This is a genomic window from Moorella sp. E306M (assembly GCF_006538385.1).
Lineage (GTDB): Bacteria > Bacillota > DSM-521 > Neomoorellales > Neomoorellaceae > Neomoorella.
In genome coordinates, this window is sequence record NZ_BJKO01000001.1 from 583,322 (window position 1) to 604,225 (window position 20,904).

Sequence of the window (20,904 nt, forward strand, 5' to 3'; positions counted from 1 at the left end):
CCCGATAAGGCACCTCATATTTGTCATTTTTAGACAAATAATTACTGCGCTTCCTTTTTGATGAGGCTTTCATTGCGGCTTATAGCCGCCGAAACATCGACATGTCCGGCAATAGTTTTAACAAATTGGCCGTCGACCAGGAACTGGACCTGTTTGACCGAGGGAAACTGGGTCAGGGTATTGACGATGGAATAGACGGTTAAACTTTCCCCCAGGGAACCACCGCTGTGGTTGGCCACCAGTTCTTTACTGAAATCTACCCTGCACAGGCCATCGGGGCGGATGTTTATATCTTTCAGGACCGTCCCCTTGGGAATAGTCGGCAGGAGCTGCGAACCCGGCCCCGGTCCTTTAATGAGTTCCTCAATGGCTGCCCGGGCAATACCCTCTACCAGCGGGATGGTGCGTTGCTCGGCCACCAGGTAATTCCCGGTGGGGTCGCTGAAATAGAGGACAACCTGGGTAGTTTTGGTGCTTTCTTTCTTTTCTTCGGCCCCGGTTGCCGGCGTGCTGGTTTCCGGCGGCGGCAACTGGATCTGGACCTGGGACCGGGACTTACCCGTCAACCTATCTATTAAACCGCACCCGCTCGCCAAAGCAACTACAAGCAACAAGCTCACTGCAACTGCCAAGTATTTTCTTGCCCGCAAAAAAATCCCTCCTTTCAATCCTGCTATAACATAAATATCAAGGAAAGGAGGGATATATTCCTGATTTTTACGCCCGACCCAAAACTTCCCGTAAGGCTTTGATAAAGCGTTCATTCTGCCGCGGTGTACCTATGGTCACCCGCAGGTAAGTATCATAGCCAAAGATATCGCCGGTACGGACAATCACACCTCTTTTTAAAAGCTCCTGGAAAACGGTGCGGCTGTCCCGCTGGATGTCGACAAAGATGAAATTGGCCTCTGTAGGAACATACTGCAGACCCAGGGCTGCAAACTGTTCGTAGAGGTACTGTTTGCCTTCTATATTTACTTCCCGGCTCTTCTTGTAATGGGCCTCATCCTTGAGGGCAGCAATGGCCGCCGCCTGAGCTAAGAGATTGACGTTAAAGGGCTCCCGCACCCGGTTCAAGTTCCTGATAATTTCCGGCACAGCCACGCCGTATCCCACGCGCAGGCCCGCCAAGCCGTAAATTTTGGAAAAAGTACGCAGGACAATGACGTTGGCCCGTCCGTGGCGGATATAGGCCAGGCTGTCAGGATAGTGCTCGGCCGTTACGTAATCGGCATAGGCTTCATCCAGCACCACCAGGACGGAAGGAGGTACTTCCTTTAAAAAGCTGTCCAGGACCATCTGGCCGACAATGGTCCCCGTGGGGTTGTTGGGATTACAGATGAAGACCATCCGTGTCCGGGGCGTTATCCTGGCGGCCATGGCCTTCAAGTCGTGACGGAAACTACGGCAGGGTACCTTGATGGCCCGACCGGCCATGACCTGGGCGGCAAACTCATACTCGGAAAAAGTAGGATCAGCGACAACTATTTCATCTCCGGGGTTGAGGTAAGTCTCGGCCAGCATTTTTATTATCTCATCAGTTCCATTACCCACAATGAGATTCTCCGGGGAAACACCCAGTTTTTCCGCCAGGGCATTTTTCAAGTAATAGCAGTTCCCGTCGGGGTACAGGTAAACCCTCTCGCTGGCCTCTTGTAAAGCCTGGACGGCATCCGGCGATGGGCCCAGGGGATTCTCATTAGATGCCAGTTTAATTACATCCTTAACCCCCAGTTCCCGCTGGACTTCTTCAATGGGTTTACCAGGTACGTAGGGCTTAATGGTCAGGATGGCTTCCCGGCATTGAGGTGCAGTGGCCACTTGGTTTCATCTCCTTCATAATACTGGGAGGGAGAGGTGGGATCTTCAGAGGCGGTAGATCCTTTCACCCTCCACAATAGTAATTCCCTTATCCTGGAGAATCGTAATAGCTTTATCCAGCTCTTCGACGCGGAAAATCACCAGGGCACCGTTATCGCCCTTACCGATAAAGGCATAGAGGTATTCGATGTTGATGCCGGCTTCTTCAAGGATAGAAAGGATGTTACTCAAACCCCCGGGCCGGTCCGGCATTTCCACCCCCAGGACCTCGGTGAGGCTGACGGTGAAACCCGCTTCCTTCAGGGCGCGGTAGGCCTGTTCAGGATCGTTGACGATGAGGCGTAAAATGCCAAAGTCAGAAGTGTCGGCAATGGACAGGGCGCGGATGTTGATCCCCTGCCCGGCCAGCAGGCGCGTTACTGCTGCCAGCCGGCCCGACTTGTTCTCCAGGAAAACCGAGAGCTGCTTGATTTTCATAGTCTCGCCCCTCTCATATCTTCCGCTTGTCAATTACCCTGACGGCCTTGCCTTCGCTGCGATCGATGGTTTTAGGCTCCACCAGGGTAACTTTCACGCTGATGCCCAGGGTGCTTTCCAGCTCACTGACCAGGCGTTTTTCCAGTTCTTCCAGGCCCCGGACTTTATCGGAGAAAAGGGAATCCGAAACCTCTACCTTGACCTCCAGGGTGTCCAGGGCTCCCTGGCGGTCGACAATGAGGAGGTAATGGGGCTCGGTACCGCCCATTTCCAGGAGGACGCTCTCCACCTGGGAGGGGAAGATATTAACCCCGCGGATAATGAGCATGTCGTCCGTCCGGCCGGTGAAGCGGGCCACCCGGGCGTAAGTACGGCCGCAGGAGCACGTCCCGGGGATTAGAGTGGTGATGTCCCTCGTCCGGTAGCGAATGACCGGCAGGGCCTCTTTCGTGAGGGACGTAATGACCAGCTCGCCCAGCTGTCCCGGCGGTACCGGCTTCTCCGTTACCGGGTCAATGACTTCTACCAGGAAGTGATCGCCAAAAACATGCAGGCCGTTCTTCTCCTGGCACTCAATACCTACGCCGGGACCGATAACTTCGCTCAGGCCGTAGATATCAACAGCGCTGATCCCCAGCCGCTTCTCGATCTCCTGGCGCATGTTTTCCGACCAAGGTTCGGCACCAAAAATACCGCACCGGAGTTTTAATTCCTCCGGGCTGATGCCCATCTCAGCCATTACCTCGGCAATGTGCAGGGCATAGGAGGGAGTACAGGTAAGAACCGTACTGCCGTAATCCTTCATGATCATTACCTGGCGCTTGGTATTGCCGCCGGAGATGGGGATAACAGACGCGCCCAGGCGCTCCGCGCCGTAATGAATCCCCAAGCCGCCGGTAAAGAGGCCGTAACCATAGGCGTTCTGGATAATATCGTGACGGGTTGTCCCGCCGCAGACCAGGGCCCGGGCCATGAGCTCGGCCCAGACGTCAATATCATGGCGGGTATAACCGACCACCGTCGGCTTGCCGGTCGTACCCGATGAAGAGTGGATGCGTACCACTTCGCTCATAGGTACGGCAAACATGCCAAAGGGATAATTGTCCCGTAAATCCTGTTTGGTGGTAAAGGGCAATTTCTGGAGATCATCCAGGCTTTTAATATCGCCCGGTTCCAGGCCGATGGCCTGGAAAGCTTTGCGGTAAAAGGGGACGTTGAAAAAGGCCCTTTTGACCGTTGCCTGGAGGCGTTCCAGCTGGAGTTCCCTTAACTCTTCCTCCGGCATACACTCGTATCTTTCGTTCCAGTACAACCATACTCCCCCCATACTTAGAAGTCAGTGACAAGAAATCTGAGAGCAAAATATTTATTTCTCCAGCCGTACATAATTAAAGATATTTCCACATTAAAAAAGGAAATCCTGCCTGGAAATCAGCGACGGCTATTTTTCTTGCCGTCATAACTAAAAACAGCCTTCTTGCCGTCAATGACGGTTTCCAGGTGGACCGGCCGGCCCCACAACAGGTAAACGTAGGGCAGGGTCTTTTCCAGGTAAGGGACATCCAGTTCCAGGTCTTCATAGCAATGCTTGAGATAGAGCTCGCCCCGGCGCTGGTAGTCGCCATCCTCAACAACGATATAGGGAAAACCGCAGTTGGTGAGGCGGCTGACTAGGCCGTCCCGCACTTTTTCCCAGTCCTTCTCCACAACTACCCATTCCGACCCTACCTTCTGGTAAAGAAAGAGATCCAGCTCTTCCACCAGTTCCCGGGTCAGGTAGTTGCGCAGGAAAGAGATGTCGTTTTCACAGCTGCGGACTTCAAAAATCTTGGCCCGGCCCTCCCCACCCTGGCGGCCGTAGCGTTCTCTTTCTTCCTGGGAGGGTTTATCCCAGCGCTTTTCAATATCCTCAAAGATCTTGCTGCCCACATAATAGGGGTTGATCTGCATTTTACCCGGCTGGGTGACGCTGGCATGGAGGTGGGCAAATTCAATGGTTTCTTCTTCTGTTAAATCAAGTTCCCGCATAATGCGGGCGTGCCAGTAGGTGGCCCAGCCTTCATTTATGATTTTCGTCTCCATCTGGGGCCAGAAATACCGCATTTCTTCCCGGACTATAGCCAGGATGTCCCGCTGCCAGTCCTCCAGCTCGGGGCTGTGTTTCATGATAAAGGCCAGCATATCCTTTGTTGGCCGCGGGGGTATTTTGCGGGTACGTTCCCTGGGCTGTTCCTTCGGTTTGCCGTCCAGGGCCCACAGGTCATCATAGGGTGTCTCCGGAGGGTGGTGATGCCCCGTGTCCTTTTCCCCCTCCTCTTCCGCTACCGGAAAAATGGCCGGGGGCTCGATATGCTCCTGGATGGACAGGGCGGCGTCGAGGAAAATCTCTACCTCCCGGCGGCCGTATTTAAACTCGTACTCTCTTATTTTTGCTGCATGGGCGGCCATGGTTTCCACCATGTGGCGGGAAGTAGGAGCAAAGTGAATATTATTCTTAAAAAAATCGCTATGAGCGAAGACGTGGGCAATGACCAGTTTATTCTGGATCAGGTCATTGCCCTCCAGTAAAAAGGCATAGCAGGGGTCGGAATTGATGACCAATTCGTAAATCCGGCTCAGGTTGAAGTCATACTGGAGCTTCATTTTATAGAAATGCTTGCCAAAGGTCCAGTGGGTAAACCTGGTGGGCATGCCATAGGCGCCAAAGGCATAGATTACATCGGCCGGGCAGAGTTCAAAACGCATGGGAAAAAAGTCCAGGCCAAATTGCCTGGCTTGGTCGTGAATGACTTCGATGGCTCTGGCAAGGGCCTTATATTCTTGTTTCACCGGGCTCCCTCCCTTTTGAGCCAGCAAAAAATTGGCGCAGGGCCTGGTAAACCTCACTTTTATCTTTGATGGCCACTGTCACCAGGCGTTCATCCTTGATGCGTTTCAGGACATTCATCAGGGTGCTGGTGCGGTAATAAGGGTTGACAATTTCCCCGTAGCCCAGGAGATTTACTTTGGGCAAGAGCTGCTGCACGGCCTCCAGGCAGGCCTCATTGTCGCTGGGAAGATTATCGCCGTCGGTAAAATGAAAGGGGTAGATATTATAATCCGCCGGGGGATAGCGCTTATCAATAATCTCCAGGGCCAGCTGGTAGGCCGAGGAACAGCGGGTGCCGCCGCTTTCGCCCCTGGCAAAGAATTCTTCTTCAGAGACTTCCCTGGCCTGGGTGTGGTGGGCGATAAAGACAATTTCCACTTGCTGGTACCTGGTGCGCAGAAAACGCACCATCCAGAAAAAGAAAGTCCGGGCGATATACTTCTCATAGGTCCCCATGCTGCCGGAGGTATCCATCATGGCAAATACCACGGCACTGGTCTCATAACGCATTTTTTCCTCCCAGGTTTTAAACCGCAGGTCTTCCGGGGTGATGCCGCCGATGCAGAGCTTCCCCTTCATGGCATTGCGTTTGAGATTCTCCAGGAGGGTGCGTTTTTTGTCTAGGTTACCCATGAGACCTTTGCGGCGGACGTCGCGAAATTCATAGGTGGGCGAAGCCAGGATGGGTTTTTTCTTTTCCTGAAGATTGGGAAGCTCCAGGTCCCGGAAAAGCATTTCCTGGACTTCCTCCAGGGTGACCTCGGCTTCGTAATAGTCAATCCCCGGCTGATCGCCCGCTCCCGATCCTTTACCGGCACCCTCAGGGGCCTCGCGGCCGATGACCGTTCCCTTCCGGGTACCGCCGCTGCCCTGGCCAACGTTCCGGCCCTGGTTATAATTGAAACGAAAGTGATACTCCTCCAGGCTCCTGATGGGTATCCTGACCACCTTTTTGCCCTTGCCCATGATAATACTTTCTTCGGTAATAATCTGGGGTAGATTTTTCCTGATGGCTTCGCGCACCTTTTCCTGGTGCCGCTGCTGGTCCAGATAGCCTTTCCGGTGCAGGGACCAGTCTTCCCGCGAAAGGATGTACTGGGTATCCATGGTCATCACCCCGGGTCTAGCGGTTTAAGAGGCTGCCGGTGTATTTCAACAGCTCGTTGGCGCAGACCGGGCAATAGCCGTGCTGGGAAATGAGGCGGTCGACAACGGCGTTAATGCGCTTCAACTGCTCCGGGTCCGGCGTCCGGGTGGAAGTGGTAATCTTGATAATATCCTTCATATCGGCAAAAAGCTTTTTCTCAATGGCCTCCCGCAGGCGCTCGTGAGAGTTATAGTCAAAGGTCTTGCCCTTACGCGCATAGGAAGAAAGGCGGATGAGGATCTCTTCCCGGAAGGCCTTCTTGGCGTTCTCAGTAACGCCGATTTGTTCTTCAATAGAGCGCATGAGCTTTTCATCAGGATCCATCTCTTCATCGGTAATGGGATCGCGGACTTTGGTCTTGTTGACATAGGCCTCCACATTATCCAGGTAGTTGTTAAACAGGGCCCGGGCCGATTCTTCATAGGAGTAAACAAAGGCCCGCTGGACTTCCTTTTTGGCGTATTCGTCGTATTCCTGGCGCGCCATGGCAATGAAATTGATGAAGCGTTCCTTATCTTCTTTAGTTATGGAAGGATGCTGATCCAGGCCGTCCTTCAAAGCCCTCAGGATATCCAGGGCATTGATGCAGCGGGTGTCGGCAGTTATCAGGGCGCTGGAAATGCGGTTGATGACATAGCGGGGGTCGACACCGCTCATCCCCTCCCCCTCGACTTCATTCATGAGTTCCAGGACGTCCTTTTGCTTAAAGCCCTCAACATCCTCGCCGTCATAAAGCTTCATCTTCTTCAAGAGGTCCATACCCTGTTTTTTCGATTCCTTTAAGCGTGACAGGATGGAGAAAATGGCTGCCGCATGAAGGGCAAAGGGGGCAATGTGGACGGTAATATCGCTCTGGCGGATCAGTTTTTGATAAATCTTTACCTCATCCCGCACCTTCAGGTTATAGGGAATAGCAATAACCATAATCCTTGACTGCAGGGCTTCATTCTTGGGGTTGCTGATAAAGGCCCGGTATTCTGCTTCATTGGTGTGGGCAATTATTACCTCATCCGCTGAGATCAAAGCAAAACGGCCGGCTTTAAAGTTGCCCTCCTGGGAGAGGCTGAGGAGATTATACAGAAATTTCTCATCACATTTTAGCATTTCCTGTTAGTCTTAGAACCATACAACGCCATTTCCGAGCCTGGCCCAAACCTGTACTGGATGACCACCTTGGACCGGCGCTTCCCATCTTCCTCGATAGTATAAACGTCAATTCGTTTAACCAGGGCCTGTATAATCTCTCCCCTTTGCTCATCAGTAACGTCCTGCAGACGTTTCGCCAGGTCCTCCATAAGAACCTGGGCGGTGAGGGCTTCAGTCTCAAACTGCTGGGCCGATTGCTGCTTGCTGAAAAGAAAATCTCGCCTGGCTACCAGGGTCTCAATCTCACGGCCCAGGTTTTTTAATTCCTCCTCGGCTTCTTGGTCCGAGATTACACCCCGGGCACAGAATGATAGCACCTTGCCCCTGGCCGCCTGTTTCTCGAGGATTGCTTTCTCCAGCCCCGCCAGCTCATCTTTTACCGGGTCCAATTCCTGCTTGTTCTCTTTAATTTTAGCCTCCATAATTTCCCGGACTTTTCCCGGATCCTTAGCAAACTCCTCAATATCCTGCCAAACGGCTTGTTCAATGTCCCTGGCCCGGATCATCTTCGCGTTGCATAGCCGGCCAGCACCTGTGTTTATGGCGCCGGTACAGCGATAGTAAACCCGCCCCTCTTTACTCATGCCTGAACTGCCGACCATCCGCCGGCCGCAGTTGCCGCAGAAGATAAGTCCCCGAAGCAGGTAGTTACGCCCCCGGCTCCCCCGGGCGGCGTCGGCGTTTTCTATAAGCTTGGCCTGAACCGTAACAAAGTCTTTTTCGGACACAATGGCCGGTACTGGTATTTCAATAGTATCCTTCCGGCGTTTAGACCGCTTTAAGTAGGTATAGGTACCCGTATAGGCTTCGGTCCGGAGAATGATAGAGATATGCCCGGCGTGCCACTTCCCAGTACTCTTGTTTTTTGTCCGTTTGGATTTGGCCGGGGTAGGGATGCCGCGGGCATTGAGATATTTGGCGATGTCAATGGTACTCATGCCATCAAGGTAGAGGCGGAAAATCAACCGGACCGTCTCGGCCTCTTCCTTGTAGACCTCCAGGGACCCGTCGGCCCCGATCCGGTACCCGAAGGGAGGCATTCCCGTGACCCATTTCCCCTGGCGCGCCTTTCGGTCTTTGCCCATCTGGGTGCGTTCCAGGATAGTATCCCGCTCCAGGGCTGCTATGCTGGCGAGAAGGGTCATGAAGAACTTCCCAGTCGGGGTGCCGGTATCGAAGGCCTCGGTCATACTTTTGAGGGCGATACCCTGCTTCTCAAGAAGATCATATGTATCCAATACATGCTTTACACTCCGGGCCAGGCGGTCCAGCCGGTAAACGTAGAGCACCTGAAACTTTCCGGCCCGGGCATCGGCCACCAGGCGGGCGCCGGCCGGCCGGTCGGGGAGGGCTACAGTGCCGGAAACTCCTTCATCAAGGTAGAATTCCCATTCTGTTATTCCGGCCTCCGGCCCATGGAGGTCCAGGTATTTTTTTGCATATTGGACCTGGCCTTCAATTGTCCCTCTCTCGGCTTGTTCCTCCGAAGATACCCGGCAGTAGATAGCTGCTTTAGCCATCCCGGTGCCCTCCCGTTACCATTTTATGCCTGTTTTTGGACAACTCATGCCTTGAATATATTATACCAATCCGGCACCGGGGAGGGTGGCCTCATGGAGATGGAAATAGAGAGGATTTATTCTGACGATCCGGCTGATTGGGAAATTGTAGCAGAATTTATTATAAGGTTTCTTAGGCAATTATTGAAAGCCGGGGCATAAACCCCGGCTAGTTTTTAATTAAAAAACAAAACCCCCGGCCGTCCTGGCCGGGGTGGAACCGTGGATAATAGTGCATAACTTGTAGATAACCTCACCGGGGGCTTCCCCGGCGTCGACCTTTATCGTTATATTCTACGCGGCAGGTTTAACTCCTGCCGCTTTTTTATGCAATACTCTCCCACTTCCGATTTCCGCACTCCGGGCAAACCGCTCCCCATCCCCGCGCCTCCAGCTGCGCCCCGCACTCCGGGCACACTGCCGGCTCGGCCAGGCCGGCGGCGATCCACTCGGCAGCGGTATTTTTGTCCACCTCGACCAACTCACCGGCATAATAGAGGTCGCGGCTAGTTTTCATCTGGAGTAGCACCAGCCGCCACCTCCTGCAAGGCTTGATCGAGCTGGCAGTCAGGGCATAGCTCCCCGCCGGAGCCCCCCCACTCGCTACCACAAATCGGGCAAACGTTATTCGCCAGAGCTATTGTCACTACCTGCACTTCCTTCGCTGGTGGAATTATCCCCTTTTGCCCGGGCCACATCCACAACTGCCTCGCCAAAAGTGTATCCCAAGGCCAAAGCTACAAGCTTCCAATAGAGGTCTTTATCAATGTTTAGCCCTAACCCCTCGGAAAGAACAATAAAGACCGCCGTGGCTACGGCAGCCCAGAATTTCCTTGATGTTAGTTTTTGCTTAAGCATTATATGCCGCCCCTTTCATAATTACTGTTATCACTTTCCACCTCTTTCTTTTTAATGCCGGCCAAGAACCATAATTCCCCCGTCGTAAAAGCAAACCATGCTGCTATTAAGGCTGTCGGTTCGGCACCAACTTTCATAAAAGCATACAAAAAAGCCAGCGTGAAAATTATGTTTAATAGTACCACAAGAGTGACGATAAACTTGGAAAACTTCATTTTATCACTTCCCGGGCTTTGTAGTTCACGATTCTACTCAACATAATCCAAAACAAATAGGCAGGCACAGACTTCGCCAGCTCTTCTTCGGAACTCCACCGTTCCGGGTTTGCAATAAGCCCTTTGGCCGCCAGATCTTTTATTGCGGCTTGCCCACCCTCAATCATCCATTTTTCTAGAGCCACGTCAATCGCCCCCATCCGTAAATCGTTAAACAGCCTGTCCCAGGGAAATTTAGGCCCTGGGCAGTTAGGCCGATTAACGCTGTCTATACGGTAATGTCCTATGATGTGCTCAGTGTCTATTGGTATCGAGTACTTATTAATCAGATCACGGTGTAACCACAAGGTTGCTTGATATTGCGCTTCGGTAAGCTCTTCATCCGGATAACCCTCGTGTTCTATGCCTATGGTATAGCAGTTGGGGTTCGTGCCGTCATATAACGACCAGGACGGCTTATTTACCGCTCCGGCGTGCCAGGCGGCGTATTCTTCCTTTACAAGCTGGTAGATTTCGCCATTCCTGGTGACTAGGTAATGGGCACTTGCCTGGGCTTTAGGGTTCTGCATCCAACTTAAGCACCCAGGCATCAGTCCAGCGGTGATATGGTCAACTATGGTAACAATTTTTCTCCCATTGCGGCTACTATAGTTTGGCGAACCTACCCATTTGATTTTGGCCATGCTCTCACCCCTTTTTTCACCGCCTGGCCCGCTCGAGCAGCTCGTCTATCTTAGCCTCCTGCCGGGCTAACGCCACCTGGATCAAGGTAGTTAACTGCTCTAAGGCCTTGGTATTGTTTTGGACCACCTCGGCTAACTCCTGGTCACTCTTTTGCTTGAACCACTGGGCTACCAGGAAAACCAAACCTGCCACCGTGAAGAATGCAATACCATATTGCGCGAGATCAGGCCCAGGCATGGGCCTCACCTCCTGGCCAGGTTATCATCGTTTTTCTCACCGGCATCCCCTCCTCGTACAAAAACAAGGTCGTCAAACAACTTCTTTCGCAGCTTGTAGCTGTTGCAATGCTTGAGCAGCCCGAGGTAGGACTGCACGCTGGCGTTCACCTCGTCAAAGCTGACCTCGCCCCGGGCATAAGCCCTCTGAAGGTATTTCAGGCGCCGCTTCATTTTAAGGGCCGTCCTCTTGCGGAGCTTGCGGTGGGTGGGCCATATCCGGTAGCCACAGAAGTCAATCCCCTGGTCCGCCGTCCGGACGGTAGTCTTGTCGTTGAGCACCAGGTGCAAATGGTCCTGCAGAAAAGCGCCGATCTCTTCCTTGAGCCGCCAGAGATATTTCTTGTCCGGGTGCAAAATGATCACATCGTCCATGTAGCGGATATAATACCGGACTTTCAGGATGTGCTTGGCGTACTGGTCCAGCTCGTTCAGATAAAGGTTGGCAAACATTTGACTTGTTAGGTTGCCAATAGGCATCCCGACCCCCTCGACCCTCTCGCACTCGAAGCCGTGGTCGCCCAGGGGGATGCCAAATTTGGTGTCCTCTGACCGAACGATGGTCTCTAGCAGCCAGAGCATGTCCTCGTCGGCTATTATCCGCCGTAAGATCCCCATGAGAACGTCGTGGTCTACCCGGTAGAAATACTTGCTTATGTCCAGCTTAAGGACGTATACCCTGGGGTATCTTCTGGCCAGATACCGGAGCCAGTATTGAAGTCTGTCCGCTGCCCGGTGGGTCCCGTAACCCACCCTGCAGGCGTAACTGTCCGAGATATAGCGCCGCTCCAAAAGCGGGTTAAGCACCCTGTAGATGGCCCACTGGACCACCCGGTCCTTAAATGGCAATGCCATAATCAGCCGTTTCTTCGGGTCGTAGACGAAAAATTCCCTGTATCGGCCTACCTTGTAGGTTTTCCAGATCAGCTCGTTCTGGATGCTGATCAGGTTTTCCTCGAGGTTGCGGGTAAACGCCAGGACTTCGTCCTGAAACCTTTTGCATTTACGGGCCTCCTTGTAGGCCTCCAGAAGGTTCTCGAAATCGTAGACCTTGGGATATAGCCCCTTAAGTTTCTTCATGTCATCACCTCTAAAAAGAGGCGCCGGGCGTGGCACCCTTCGCCCTCACGGGTTACTAACTGCCTTCCCGGCAATTCAGTTTTTTGCCGGTCCCGAGCTTTGGCGGGAGCGCGGCAGGGAAGAAAGCCCCTTTACCCCTGCGCGCTGGAGGCCGGCCCGTGAGCCGGCCACTTCTGGCTACAGGGCGAAGCCGCGCGGAAGCCGATGTTGTTGTCCGAGTTCGAGCGGGCGTTGTTCAGGTTCAGGGCGAAGACCCCCGCATTGGACCCATTGTCCCAATTCCCGCCCCGGATCGGGAGGCGCTTTGGCTTTCTCCCCAAAATGATTAACGGGCTGACTTAAGCCAGCCGCCAATCATTTTCCCTATTTCTGTGGTCATCTTAGACCAGTTCTCGTACTTTTTGATGGGTAGAAACTCCAGGTCCTTTGCAAGCCGTATATAATGGCGGAGGATTTCTAACTGGACGTCAGCCTCCTGGATTGCGTTCTTCTTGTAGTATCGCCTATTGGCCATGATGATGGCCTTTAGCAACTCAAACATGGCCCGCTTGGTCTCGGCCGCCAAAGTGTGTTTCTCGCTTTTGGGGTACTGCCGCAGGCAAATGTATCCGTACTGGATCATGTCGTAGGTTTTTTGTAGAACCTTCAACTCCTCAGCCAAGGCTTTTACCCCCGTGTTCAAGAACTGGGAGAGCGGGCTGTCGCCCGCCCAGCAGATTTCAGGTTTCAGAACCCAGATTACACGGGAATAAAAGCCGCGCGGAAGCCGAGGCTGTAGCCCGAGTCCGAGCGGCGAAGTTCAGGGACAGGGCGAAGACCCCCGCAGAGGACCCATCGCCCCAATGCCCGCCCCGGATCGGGAGGCGCTCGCCGTAGTTACGCACCCAGAGGCCGTCGCCGCCATGGTTGCCAGCATCGGCTGGGAATATTGCCAAGTATTTAAGAAGATCCGGCACTGTGACGTCTGCTTCTGCAGTTAGCGCCTCAAAATTAACATAACTGTAACCGTAGTAGTCGTTTACATCGCCGCCTGTATACATCGGGTTGGTGCGATCGCTAGAAAGAATGGGGTCACCGCCAACGTCGTGGCTCGTAGTATCTGCGTCACCAGCTGTGGTGTTATCGAAATAGAGCAACATATCCACCCAGCCGTCCACATTCCCCTCACTATTGCCGGTGTCGTAATCGTTGTCATTGTGGACGTAAATCTTGCCGTTTACCAGCTTGAGCCCGTCCACCCACTCCCAGACGTTGCCGCACAGGTCCGCGATGCCTTCTGGCGTACCGTCATGATTCCAGGTCGCGGGCCCGGATCCAGTCAGCGTCCGGTAAGCACCACTTTCATTGGTTGAAGCTAGCACTCCGCGCTCATAGGGTGCATCGGAGGATGCCCCGTTACTCGTATTGCCCCTAGGCATTAATCCAGCCTTTCTGCACCAGAGAGCGATGGCTGCCCACTCGGCGTTGGTCATAAGGTGCCAGCCGGGACCTTTAGCAAAGCAGTAGTTCCTGGCAGTGTCGAAGTTTACGTAATGTGCCGGGTCCTGGCCGGGCAGGGAATATGCACGGCCGTTGTGCACTACATTGAGGTATTTCGAGATCCAGATCTCGGACTTCTCGATGCCGTTAACAATAAACGCCGGGTGCACCTGGTGCGGAGCGCCGGCAATCACTTCATCGAGATAAAACTTAGGTATCCGCACCATGATAGACGGATACCCCTGATCATCATACATAACGGTACATTTTCCTCCGGTGGCCGCCTCCACGGCCTGGCGGTAGGAGTCTTTAATGCTAAACACGAACGGCATATTCTCTACCTCCTTGGTTTATTGCCTGGGCAACGCCCACAGGCGTAGTTCGACTTTGTTCATATCTAACGGCTTCGGTTCTGGCGTCATAACCGGGTTCCCGTTTTCATCCACCTGCCCGGTATCTACTAGGTCGTACTCCCGGGGCGGAATAACTATGGTGGCTACGTACCAGGCCCCCGTTCCTTCAGCAGCCGTCGCAAAATCGGAGCCGAGGCTGATGTCTATCACCGTTTGGACATCTCTCTGCCTGGCCGCCAGGTCCACGGAAACTCCGTGCACCGTTAGAACCGTACCGTTAAGGCTGTATTCCGCCTTCGGGCCTTCGTTTAAGTGCGTAATTATCACTGAGTCCACCTCCTACCTACTACCTAATGGATGGGTTGATGATAGTCCATATAAATGTTACACTTTCCGCGGAACCGGTCATCTTGACCTTAAACCCGTTCTGCGCCTTGTCATAAACGATCAGCTCGCCTATCGCTCCCCAGTCACTGGCACTGATGGGCGTGATTAGCACATCATAGTTCGGCGCGTTCAACTGCGCCAGGGCATCCGTGGGCAAACTCACAGTCACGAACGGCTCGGAATCGACGAAATATTCTCCACCAGATCCAGTAATAGTGGCCTGACCCTGGATGAACCTCTGGCGCTTATACTTGTCCAATTCGCTCAATAGGCTTCTGACCAGGGCGGCCATGCAACCTGCCAGGGAGCCAATGTCCAAATGCGCTAGTAGTAAGGCTGATTCGATGTTGTTTAAATTTACCTCGTTCACCGGCGTGCCCTCTACCAGAACCTCGCCGCTTACCTGGTCGACTACCCGGTCCTCCCACTCAGTGGGTTCATATGCGTGGTTGCGCAGGTCGGCTATAGGCATTCATTCCACCTCCTTAAGCTTCGGAAATAGTAAACCTAAACTCTAAAAGAAGTCCTTTGCCTTCTTCATGCTCTTGCTGGTCAGTTCTTTCTGCCACCACCTGGCCGTCGGCATCTAGGAGCCTGGCTCGCGTTACAGTGCCAACCGGGTCCTCCTGGGTCAGGTAGATATGCTTGCGTACCGTAGTTCCAGAAACTATCGAGCGCCGTATTTTAGTCTGATACGTCTGACCGCCAATTGTGTAGTCAGCCGATGCGACCAGGTCGTCAAGCGCCTTGGCCAAGGCCTCCAGCGCGTGGGATGTAAGCACCTATGCCACCTCCTCCCCGGCATGGTATGGGCCGCACGGGAATGTATAACCTTGCCCGGCTTGGGCGGAGCCAGAAGCAACCGTTCCCGCTGGCGCTAGGGCTCCCCGGGAAGAAACAAAAGGCATCGTTCCCGCCCGAGGAGGATTAGCTTCCCCGGCCGACATGGCTGGCGAAGCCCTAGCAAATACCGAAATCATACTCCCATTGCTATCAGCCCAGGGTACTGTGCCCGCATAAAGCGCATGGAAATACATCAGGCCGCCTCCCCGGCGTGAATGGTACCGCAGGGATATGTGGCACCCCAGCCTGTTGCACCCAATCCGGCAATGCTGGCCGCTCGGGCTGCCAATGCCCCTGCAGCCGCAATTATTGGTAGCTCCGCAGCTCTATACTGTCCTGATCGCGGGAAAATTGCCCCGCCTACACCTACGACTGCGGGTAAGATTACGTCGGAAACCCCCATGCTTCCAATGCTTACTCCTGCCATTGGAAAGAGGCACTCACCGGTGATCGCGGCCGCCCGAGCAGTCACGCTTCCAGTCTTGGCCTGGCCCGCCGTATTCCACCGCGGCCACCTGCCGGCATAAACCGCCCCGGCCTCGGGCTGGAAAGCCACTTTCCCCCGCCCGGCAGCGTGATTGCCGTATATGACATAGCCGCTGGCCTGGTCAGGCGGCAGGAGTTGAAAAGTATAAGCCTTATGGGCCGGCTTGTGAATTTCCAGGGTGGGCACCAAAAGCCCAAAATCGTATTCGCTGGCATTGTGCTCGATGGGACGCACGAAAGGGATAACGTCCCCGCCAAACCGAGCCTCAAGCTCAGGGGCAATCGCCTGCAAAATGACTAGGAGTGGCTGGGCTACCCCCCGACGCTTCGCCAATATCTGCCGGCGTCGCTCATCCACCGGCAAGGTCTCGTTTACTGGTAAACCCAGTAACTCTCCCCAATACCTTAGCCCCCAGGTTGCGCTGACTACAAAAAACTGCTCTAGGGTCTGATCTAACGCTTCAAACAGCTTGTCTATCTCCTGCCCCTGGGCCGATAAAATAGCCTCCATTACTTTAGAGGTTCGGTAGTACAACGGCAGGTATTCAATCATCCGGTCTTTGGCTGGCTCTCGGCTCATGTGTAGATCACTCCCGCCAAAGTTGCCTTTTCATCAACCGCCAGTTCCACGTTTTGTCTGATCCCGTTAATTAGGATGTCGCCGAAGTCAAGCACGCCTGGAGCATTGGCAATTACTGCCTCCAGGTCTTTGACGCGCACTATTCCCCCGGGGGAAACGCTCAGGATGTAAGCCTTGGCCGCCGCCTCCAGATTGGCCTTGACCTGATCCACCGTGTAACCGCTCTCCACGGCCAGGGTCGGAACGGTGATCGTTAAGTTGACTTCCATAGGCGCTTCCACAGTCACCTTGGCCCCAATTGGCGCCTTGCCCATCCCTATACCCTGGCCGCCAGGGTCCAGGTATTCCTGCACCGCGGCCACAAGATCGGGGCTTGGGATATTTCCATCCTGATCAAGGATGACCACCCGTACCGTCCCCGGTCCCCGCCAGAGGGGTTCCACCAGCACGTAGCCGACACCGCTCACCTCTTTGGCCCAGATTTCGTAATCTGCCTTATTGCCATCGCCTTCGTCTTTGTGGGCCAGTTCGAGAATCCTGGCCCGCAGGCTGTCATCACTTTCTTCTTCGAGGCCGCCAGTCGTGGCTGAGGTATTTGTTACTGAGGTGATACCGGCTACTGGCTCTACCAAAAGAATGATAGACCCGGGGGCGACGTTGCCATTGCTGCCAGGTTCTTCTGCAACAACTGGTACATCTATGCTACCGCTTTCGCTTATTACAGCTTCCTCAGTGGTAGAAAAGACAACAGCGGGCGCTGCTTCGGTGCTGACAGTGCTTACCCGTGTACCTTTTGGGATCACCGTTCCGGTTGTACCGGTAAATGTTACGGTTCCAGTAGCTGCGACTGCCGGCCGCCTGGTGACGCCGTATTCCTCTGCCCGTAGGTCCAGGTACTCGCCAAACGTGGTCTGCACAAATCCGCGCCGCAGGACCTCCTGCGTCCAGATAGCGGCAAGGGCCAGTTCGATAGCCGCCGGGGAAAGGGCGTCCCAAATAAAACTGCCTTCCGATTTGTCCAGATCAGAAGGCAGAGCATCAAGCATGCGCTGGAGAATGGTTTCATACGTCTGGTTTTCAAGATAGAGCGGTAGTTGGGCCACTTATACCACCCCCGTATAACCGCTCAAATACTCTGCGCTTCCGTTCTAGCCATCTCGTGGCGTTATTATATAGCCACTGATAGATCAACAAAACCTGGTTTCGTCCTGAAAAACGAACATACCATATATCTCTTTTCACATGCTTAGTTATTGTGCCGCCTAAGATTCCAACAGACGAACGTACAAGATTAAGCATCCACTCTGCAAATGCTCTACTTCCGGCTACGCTTATTGTGGGATCCAGTTTTCTATCCGGTCGAATGTAAATATTCCCATCGCCATCAAAAACACCACGTAAGTAATGATTAGCCAATCCATCATCAATTATAGGGAAAGTACCTAATTCAGTTTTATTAGGTTTAATACCCAACCGCATCAAATCACCAACAAGCTGGCTGGATACCAACTCGCAGGTTGAACGAGCAACTGGTTTCTCATAACAACGTGGAGGCTTATTAGCATTAATATCAAACAAAAACTGCCTAAGATGGTTAATATCCTTCAATGCAACTGTAATGGTTAACGATTGACATCGTGGCTTGATATTAATGCATCCGTCTGCCTGAATAAAACCAAGCCAATAGGCTGATTCTGGGGTTAGATCGCCCGAGAAATACTTTTCATTAAAAAATAGTCGTCTGCTTTTAGGTCCATTTCGCTGTCCATTAATTTTGCCATAAATTGCCGCTACTTCTCTAGCAATAATTGCTAGTTGTTCTCGACGCCACTCCGGATCTTTTTTAAGGTTGTACCGGCGAGCAACGGAACGTATAGCTGTTTCCGATACCCCAAACATTAAAGCCAATTCTGCATTAGGTTTAGTCGGGTACAGGTTACGCAATGTAGCTAAACGCTCGGGTACCCACCTAGTACCACGTCTATCTTTGTAGACATCGGCTAACCAGAGCTCAGCCACTTATCTTCACCTCCAGCCTTTCGGGCGTCCCAATTACCGGAACTACCGTAAAGGCCACTATTACTTCATCTCCTTGCCATGCAAAAGAAAAATCCCGGACCATCTCTGTCCTGGGATCTGCAAGCAAGGCCTCAGTAATTACCCGCTCCAACTCCGCTTCAACCGCCTGGCGCGATGGTTGCCCCCTGGCCTGCTCCAACTCGCAGCCATAACCGGGGCCGTACACCAAATAGCCAAACCGCTCTGTGAGGACGGCCTTGACGCACCAGTGAGCCCAGGCAGTATGGCCGTCGGTCTGCGCCACCCGGCCGGCGCCGTCTACAACGAAGTCCCCCTTCTCAAAATCAAAGAACCAGCTCTTGCCATATCGGGGAGCTGGCTCGGTTTGTTGCTGTTCTACCAGAGGCGGTGTCTCGAAAGCAGGGTATAAGCTCGGCATCACGTCACCACCTTACACAGCACCACCGGGTCAGTACCGTCGTTCACCCAGGCCACCAGCACCCGGTCGCCCGCTTTTATACTCGCTTTCAAATTTAAATGGACCTCCTGCACCTGCCCAGGGTCCCAGGCCTGAAAATCTAGCCGCTGCAGGTTAGAGTAAGTAGTCGTCCCCGGAATATCAGTCCCGTCAGTATTAACCGGAGAAGCCGTTTTTATAACCCGGGAAGCCTGCGGGATTTCCAGGCGCATCTCCCAATCAGCTATAAGGTAATCCCCCGCCGGTATTGGCACCGGGAACCGGTCTAACAGCAGGCTCATATCGGCCTGGATAGCACCTAACTCCAAGACATCCGGCTTCTGTACTTGCTGGCTTATCCTTGATGCTATCACCTGGGCCAGCTTGCTTACCCCGCTGTTAGCCAACGTCCTCGACCTCCAGGCTCATGGTCCGGTCATTTGCGTTGTGTACTACCCCGGCAACCAGGTAATACCCGATTAGTGTCCCGGCTGCAATATGCACTTTATCCCCGCGGCGGAGAAAGGGTAAGTCAGGGGCCGTAATGCGCCGTTTCTTTCTCGGCTGTCCCCGTTCGGCTAGTATATCCTGGGCCGCCGCTTTTGCGGCCGCCAGGTTGTCATATTGCTCCTTGTAGACCAGGTCCTGGAGCACTCCAAACTCAGTTCGCCCGTCTAGCGTAGCCACTACCGGAGCCCGGCCCTCTTTATCTTCTGCACCTACAATTTTTACTCTGGTGACCAGATCTTCTATATCTTGCTGGTCCTCTACTTGCGCTACGCTGTCATCCGCCCCAAAATGATAGACCGGGCTGTTCTGGCCCGGCCTCACTATGTCGATCTTCCCTTGTTTGCTCCGTACTATCCACTTTCCAGCACCGCGCTTTTTCGCCTGGTCAAGCACATCGAAAATCATATCAGCCAGGGTACGGCCACGGAATACCTGTTTGGCCAGTCCTATATCCGGACCTTCTACTGTTCCAAGGGGTATTTGCCAGGCTTTAGCTATGTCTTCAATTATTACCCTGGCCAGGGTCCCAGAAGAGTAGTACCGGTCATCCTTGCTCTTGGCCAGGTAAATCAGGGGGTCATAAGCGGTTATGGTGAAGTGTCCCAGAGGATCCGTCCGGTAATGCCAGTTAAACACTGTGCCCCTGAAAATCTCCTGCCGGTCGGCGCCCCAATCGGCGTACAGGAATACCTGCCCGCCCAAAGGGAGCTGTTGGTGAAGCCATCTCCCGCTGGGGAGCTGCTGGTTTTGCAGTTCGGCCTCCAGCCGGACGGCCAGTTCGCCGGGATTTTCTTCCCAGGTCAGGTTTCGCAAAACCTCGTTAAGGTGGAGTGTTTGCCCTTGCGGCGTAATCGCAACCAGGTCGTAATTAATCTTCGCTGTATCTATCATGCCATAACACTCCCGCTGGTGGCTCCTGGTATCCTTAACACCTGCCCTGGCCGAATAAGATTAGGATCTTTGCCTATCACCGCAGTATTCGCCTGGTAAATCTCCCGCCACCTGCTCCCATCGCCCAGGGTACGCTTGGCTATAGCCCAAAGAGTATCGCCCGGTTTAACCGTATAAGTCCGGGGAGGCGGAGGAGCTGGCCGGGTTGCCGCCGCCAGGACTATCGCGCTTGCCTGCTGCGCCCCTCTATTGGCCCACTCTGCTTCGGTATACACCTTTAAGTCCCTGGCCTGGACCAGCTCAATACGGTATTGTGCATCACCATAGCCACCGCCCCAGGTATGCTCAAAGGTTTCAATGTAGCAGTCATGGTTAATTGGCGTTTCCGTCACCAGCAGGCGCACTTTCTCCCCACTGGCACGGATGGCTGATATGTCCCCTATAATTTCTTTAGGCGGCCGCCAGGACTTGATAAAGGGGAGATTCTTTCTCGCTTCTCCCGGGAAAAAACCCTCCCAGGAAAAGCGGGTTGGAACTATGCCGCGTGGAAGGGCAATGTCACCCAGGGCGATAACCTCGAATGTCTGTATTTTGCTTCCGGTCTGGGCGGTAATACGTTCGGGGTTGATAGGGAAATGAATAAAGCGCCCGGAGGGCGCTATGAGGTAAAAGTCCATGGCGATCACCTGCTATCCTTTTTGCCGGCCTGCCACCATGCTTTAAGTAGAGATTTTAGAGAGGTGTCCTCTGTATAGATCTCTCATTTTC

At 53.6% G+C, this 20,904-nt stretch carries 25 protein-coding genes and 1 pseudogene; all 26 read right to left on the reverse strand.

The genetic code is table 11. From position 1 onward, the window contains the following. Nucleotides 1-41: 41 nt before the first annotated feature. The 26 genes and pseudogenes from FLZ89_RS03050 to FLZ89_RS03185 all read right to left on the reverse strand — a co-directional run bounded on the left by FLZ89_RS03050 (nucleotide 42) and on the right by FLZ89_RS03185 (nucleotide 20,813). Nucleotides 42-650 carry a GerMN domain-containing protein gene (locus FLZ89_RS03050; protein ID WP_141265389.1) on the reverse strand — a complete coding sequence of 203 codons (609 nt, stop codon included), beginning with the start codon at nucleotides 648-650 and terminating at the stop codon, nucleotides 42-44. A gap of 67 nt (nucleotides 651-717) precedes the next feature. Beyond that, nucleotides 718-1,821: a histidinol-phosphate transaminase gene (gene hisC / locus FLZ89_RS03055; protein WP_141304324.1), complete on the reverse strand. Its 1,104-nt coding sequence runs from the start codon at nucleotides 1,819-1,821 to the stop codon at nucleotides 718-720. Between the two features lie 45 nt (nucleotides 1,822-1,866). Beyond that, the gene (locus FLZ89_RS03060) at nucleotides 1,867-2,298 is read right to left on the reverse strand and encodes an ACT domain-containing protein (RefSeq protein ID WP_141265387.1); all 432 of its coding nucleotides are present in this window, start codon (nucleotides 2,296-2,298) and stop codon (nucleotides 1,867-1,869) included. A gap of 13 nt (nucleotides 2,299-2,311) precedes the next feature. After that, nucleotides 2,312-3,610 (reverse strand): phenylacetate--CoA ligase, encoded by a 1,299-nt coding sequence (locus FLZ89_RS03065; protein ID WP_141265386.1) that lies wholly within the window; start codon nucleotides 3,608-3,610, stop codon nucleotides 2,312-2,314. Between the two features lie 119 nt (nucleotides 3,611-3,729). Continuing rightward, nucleotides 3,730-5,127 (reverse strand): SpoVR family protein, encoded by a 1,398-nt coding sequence (locus FLZ89_RS03070; protein WP_141265385.1) that lies wholly within the window; start codon nucleotides 5,125-5,127, stop codon nucleotides 3,730-3,732. Then, nucleotides 5,111-6,274, reverse strand: a complete 1,164-nt coding sequence (gene yhbH, locus FLZ89_RS03075) for a sporulation protein YhbH (protein ID WP_141304325.1) — start codon at nucleotides 6,272-6,274, stop codon at nucleotides 5,111-5,113. The genes FLZ89_RS03070 and yhbH overlap by 17 nt, the downstream gene beginning before the upstream one ends. Before the next feature lie 16 nt (nucleotides 6,275-6,290). After that, a pseudogene (locus tag FLZ89_RS03080) lies at nucleotides 6,291-7,424 on the reverse strand (protein prkA); the annotation flags it as partial. Continuing rightward, complete coding sequence (locus tag FLZ89_RS16055) at nucleotides 7,412-8,980, reverse strand: recombinase family protein (RefSeq protein WP_277997540.1); 1,569 nt, start codon at nucleotides 8,978-8,980, stop codon at nucleotides 7,412-7,414. The pseudogene FLZ89_RS03080 and the gene FLZ89_RS16055, both read right to left, overlap by 13 nt. Nucleotides 8,981-9,344: 364 nt before the next feature. Further along, nucleotides 9,345-9,548, reverse strand: coding sequence for a hypothetical protein (locus FLZ89_RS03095; RefSeq protein ID WP_141304326.1), 204 nt, complete (start codon nucleotides 9,546-9,548; stop codon nucleotides 9,345-9,347). A 95-nt stretch (nucleotides 9,549-9,643) separates the two neighbouring features. Further along, nucleotides 9,644-9,877, reverse strand: coding sequence for a hypothetical protein (locus FLZ89_RS03100; RefSeq protein ID WP_141304327.1), 234 nt, complete (start codon nucleotides 9,875-9,877; stop codon nucleotides 9,644-9,646). After that, nucleotides 9,877-10,092, reverse strand: coding sequence for a hypothetical protein (locus tag FLZ89_RS03105; RefSeq protein WP_141304328.1), 216 nt, complete (start codon nucleotides 10,090-10,092; stop codon nucleotides 9,877-9,879). Before FLZ89_RS03105 ends, FLZ89_RS03100 begins: the two co-directional genes overlap by 1 nt. Further along, on the reverse strand, nucleotides 10,089-10,775 hold the full coding sequence (locus FLZ89_RS03110; RefSeq protein WP_141304329.1) for an N-acetylmuramoyl-L-alanine amidase: 687 nt from the start codon (nucleotides 10,773-10,775) through the stop codon (nucleotides 10,089-10,091). Before FLZ89_RS03110 ends, FLZ89_RS03105 begins: the two co-directional genes overlap by 4 nt. Before the next feature lie 16 nt (nucleotides 10,776-10,791). Next, nucleotides 10,792-11,013: a hypothetical protein gene (locus FLZ89_RS03115; RefSeq protein WP_141304330.1), complete on the reverse strand. Its 222-nt coding sequence runs from the start codon at nucleotides 11,011-11,013 to the stop codon at nucleotides 10,792-10,794. A 5-nt stretch (nucleotides 11,014-11,018) separates the two neighbouring features. Further along, nucleotides 11,019-12,131, reverse strand: coding sequence for a reverse transcriptase/maturase family protein (locus tag FLZ89_RS03120; RefSeq protein ID WP_141304331.1), 1,113 nt, complete (start codon nucleotides 12,129-12,131; stop codon nucleotides 11,019-11,021). Between the two features lie 325 nt (nucleotides 12,132-12,456). After that, nucleotides 12,457-12,792, reverse strand: coding sequence for a diversity-generating retroelement protein Avd (gene avd, locus FLZ89_RS03130; protein ID WP_027717310.1), 336 nt, complete (start codon nucleotides 12,790-12,792; stop codon nucleotides 12,457-12,459). 58 nt (nucleotides 12,793-12,850) lie between these two features. Next, nucleotides 12,851-13,942 (reverse strand): SUMF1/EgtB/PvdO family nonheme iron enzyme, encoded by a 1,092-nt coding sequence (locus FLZ89_RS03135; RefSeq protein WP_141304333.1) that lies wholly within the window; start codon nucleotides 13,940-13,942, stop codon nucleotides 12,851-12,853. Nucleotides 13,943-13,960: 18 nt separating this feature from the next. Next, nucleotides 13,961-14,290 (reverse strand): AAA family ATPase, encoded by a 330-nt coding sequence (locus FLZ89_RS03140; RefSeq protein WP_141304334.1) that lies wholly within the window; start codon nucleotides 14,288-14,290, stop codon nucleotides 13,961-13,963. Nucleotides 14,291-14,309: 19 nt separating this feature from the next. Then, nucleotides 14,310-14,822, reverse strand: a complete 513-nt coding sequence (locus tag FLZ89_RS03145) for a signal transduction protein (protein WP_141304335.1) — start codon at nucleotides 14,820-14,822, stop codon at nucleotides 14,310-14,312. Nucleotides 14,823-14,835: 13 nt separating this feature from the next. Further along, nucleotides 14,836-15,132: a hemolysin gene (locus FLZ89_RS03150; protein ID WP_141304336.1), complete on the reverse strand. Its 297-nt coding sequence runs from the start codon at nucleotides 15,130-15,132 to the stop codon at nucleotides 14,836-14,838. Between the two features lie 254 nt (nucleotides 15,133-15,386). Then, the gene (locus tag FLZ89_RS03155) at nucleotides 15,387-16,259 is read right to left on the reverse strand and encodes a putative phage tail protein (RefSeq protein ID WP_141304337.1); all 873 of its coding nucleotides are present in this window, start codon (nucleotides 16,257-16,259) and stop codon (nucleotides 15,387-15,389) included. After that, nucleotides 16,256-17,362 (reverse strand): baseplate J/gp47 family protein, encoded by a 1,107-nt coding sequence (locus FLZ89_RS03160; RefSeq protein ID WP_141304338.1) that lies wholly within the window; start codon nucleotides 17,360-17,362, stop codon nucleotides 16,256-16,258. The genes FLZ89_RS03155 and FLZ89_RS03160 overlap by 4 nt, the downstream gene beginning before the upstream one ends. Then, a complete protein-coding gene (locus tag FLZ89_RS03165) occupies nucleotides 17,337-18,278 on the reverse strand; it encodes a hypothetical protein (RefSeq protein ID WP_141304339.1) in 942 nt (313 codons plus the stop codon). The genes FLZ89_RS03160 and FLZ89_RS03165 overlap by 26 nt, the downstream gene beginning before the upstream one ends. Next, nucleotides 18,271-18,717, reverse strand: coding sequence for a DUF2634 domain-containing protein (locus FLZ89_RS03170; protein ID WP_141304340.1), 447 nt, complete (start codon nucleotides 18,715-18,717; stop codon nucleotides 18,271-18,273). The genes FLZ89_RS03165 and FLZ89_RS03170 overlap by 8 nt, the downstream gene beginning before the upstream one ends. Further along, nucleotides 18,717-19,142 (reverse strand): peptide methionine sulfoxide reductase, encoded by a 426-nt coding sequence (locus tag FLZ89_RS03175; RefSeq protein WP_141304341.1) that lies wholly within the window; start codon nucleotides 19,140-19,142, stop codon nucleotides 18,717-18,719. Before FLZ89_RS03175 ends, FLZ89_RS03170 begins: the two co-directional genes overlap by 1 nt. Then, nucleotides 19,135-20,136 (reverse strand): XkdQ/YqbQ family protein, encoded by a 1,002-nt coding sequence (locus FLZ89_RS03180; protein ID WP_141304342.1) that lies wholly within the window; start codon nucleotides 20,134-20,136, stop codon nucleotides 19,135-19,137. Before FLZ89_RS03180 ends, FLZ89_RS03175 begins: the two co-directional genes overlap by 8 nt. Further along, a complete protein-coding gene (locus tag FLZ89_RS03185; protein ID WP_141304343.1) occupies nucleotides 20,133-20,813 on the reverse strand; it encodes a LysM peptidoglycan-binding domain-containing protein in 681 nt (226 codons plus the stop codon). Before FLZ89_RS03185 ends, FLZ89_RS03180 begins: the two co-directional genes overlap by 4 nt. Nucleotides 20,814-20,904: the final 91 nt, after the last annotated feature.

What these genes read in the sequence shown, in the direction of transcription:
- FLZ89_RS03060 (WP_141265387.1), bottom strand. Translation starts at nt 2,298, where the DNA reads ATGAAAATCAAGCAGCTCTCGGTTTTCCTGGAGAACAAGTCGGGCCGG.
- yhbH (WP_141304325.1), bottom strand. Translation starts at nt 6,274, where the DNA reads ATGGATACCCAGTACATCCTTTCGCGGGAAGACTGGTCCCTGCACCGG.
- FLZ89_RS16055 (WP_277997540.1), bottom strand. Translation starts at nt 8,980, where the DNA reads ATGGCTAAAGCAGCTATCTACTGCCGGGTATCTTCGGAGGAACAAGCC.
- FLZ89_RS03100 (WP_141304327.1), bottom strand. Translation starts at nt 9,877, where the DNA reads ATGCTTAAGCAAAAACTAACATCAAGGAAATTCTGGGCTGCCGTAGCC.
- FLZ89_RS03105 (WP_141304328.1), bottom strand. Translation starts at nt 10,092, where the DNA reads ATGAAGTTTTCCAAGTTTATCGTCACTCTTGTGGTACTATTAAACATA.
- FLZ89_RS03110 (WP_141304329.1), bottom strand. Translation starts at nt 10,775, where the DNA reads ATGGCCAAAATCAAATGGGTAGGTTCGCCAAACTATAGTAGCCGCAAT.
- FLZ89_RS03115 (WP_141304330.1), bottom strand. Translation starts at nt 11,013, where the DNA reads ATGCCTGGGCCTGATCTCGCGCAATATGGTATTGCATTCTTCACGGTG.
- FLZ89_RS03120 (WP_141304331.1), bottom strand. Translation starts at nt 12,131, where the DNA reads ATGAAGAAACTTAAGGGGCTATATCCCAAGGTCTACGATTTCGAGAAC.
- FLZ89_RS03135 (WP_141304333.1), bottom strand. Translation starts at nt 13,942, where the DNA reads ATGCCGTTCGTGTTTAGCATTAAAGACTCCTACCGCCAGGCCGTGGAG.
- FLZ89_RS03145 (WP_141304335.1), bottom strand. Translation starts at nt 14,822, where the DNA reads ATGCCTATAGCCGACCTGCGCAACCACGCATATGAACCCACTGAGTGG.
- FLZ89_RS03155 (WP_141304337.1), bottom strand. Translation starts at nt 16,259, where the DNA reads ATGAGCCGAGAGCCAGCCAAAGACCGGATGATTGAATACCTGCCGTTG.
- FLZ89_RS03170 (WP_141304340.1), bottom strand. Translation starts at nt 18,717, where the DNA reads ATGCCGAGCTTATACCCTGCTTTCGAGACACCGCCTCTGGTAGAACAG.
- FLZ89_RS03180 (WP_141304342.1), bottom strand. Translation starts at nt 20,136, where the DNA reads ATGATAGATACAGCGAAGATTAATTACGACCTGGTTGCGATTACGCCG.
- FLZ89_RS03185 (WP_141304343.1), bottom strand. Translation starts at nt 20,813, where the DNA reads ATGGACTTTTACCTCATAGCGCCCTCCGGGCGCTTTATTCATTTCCCT.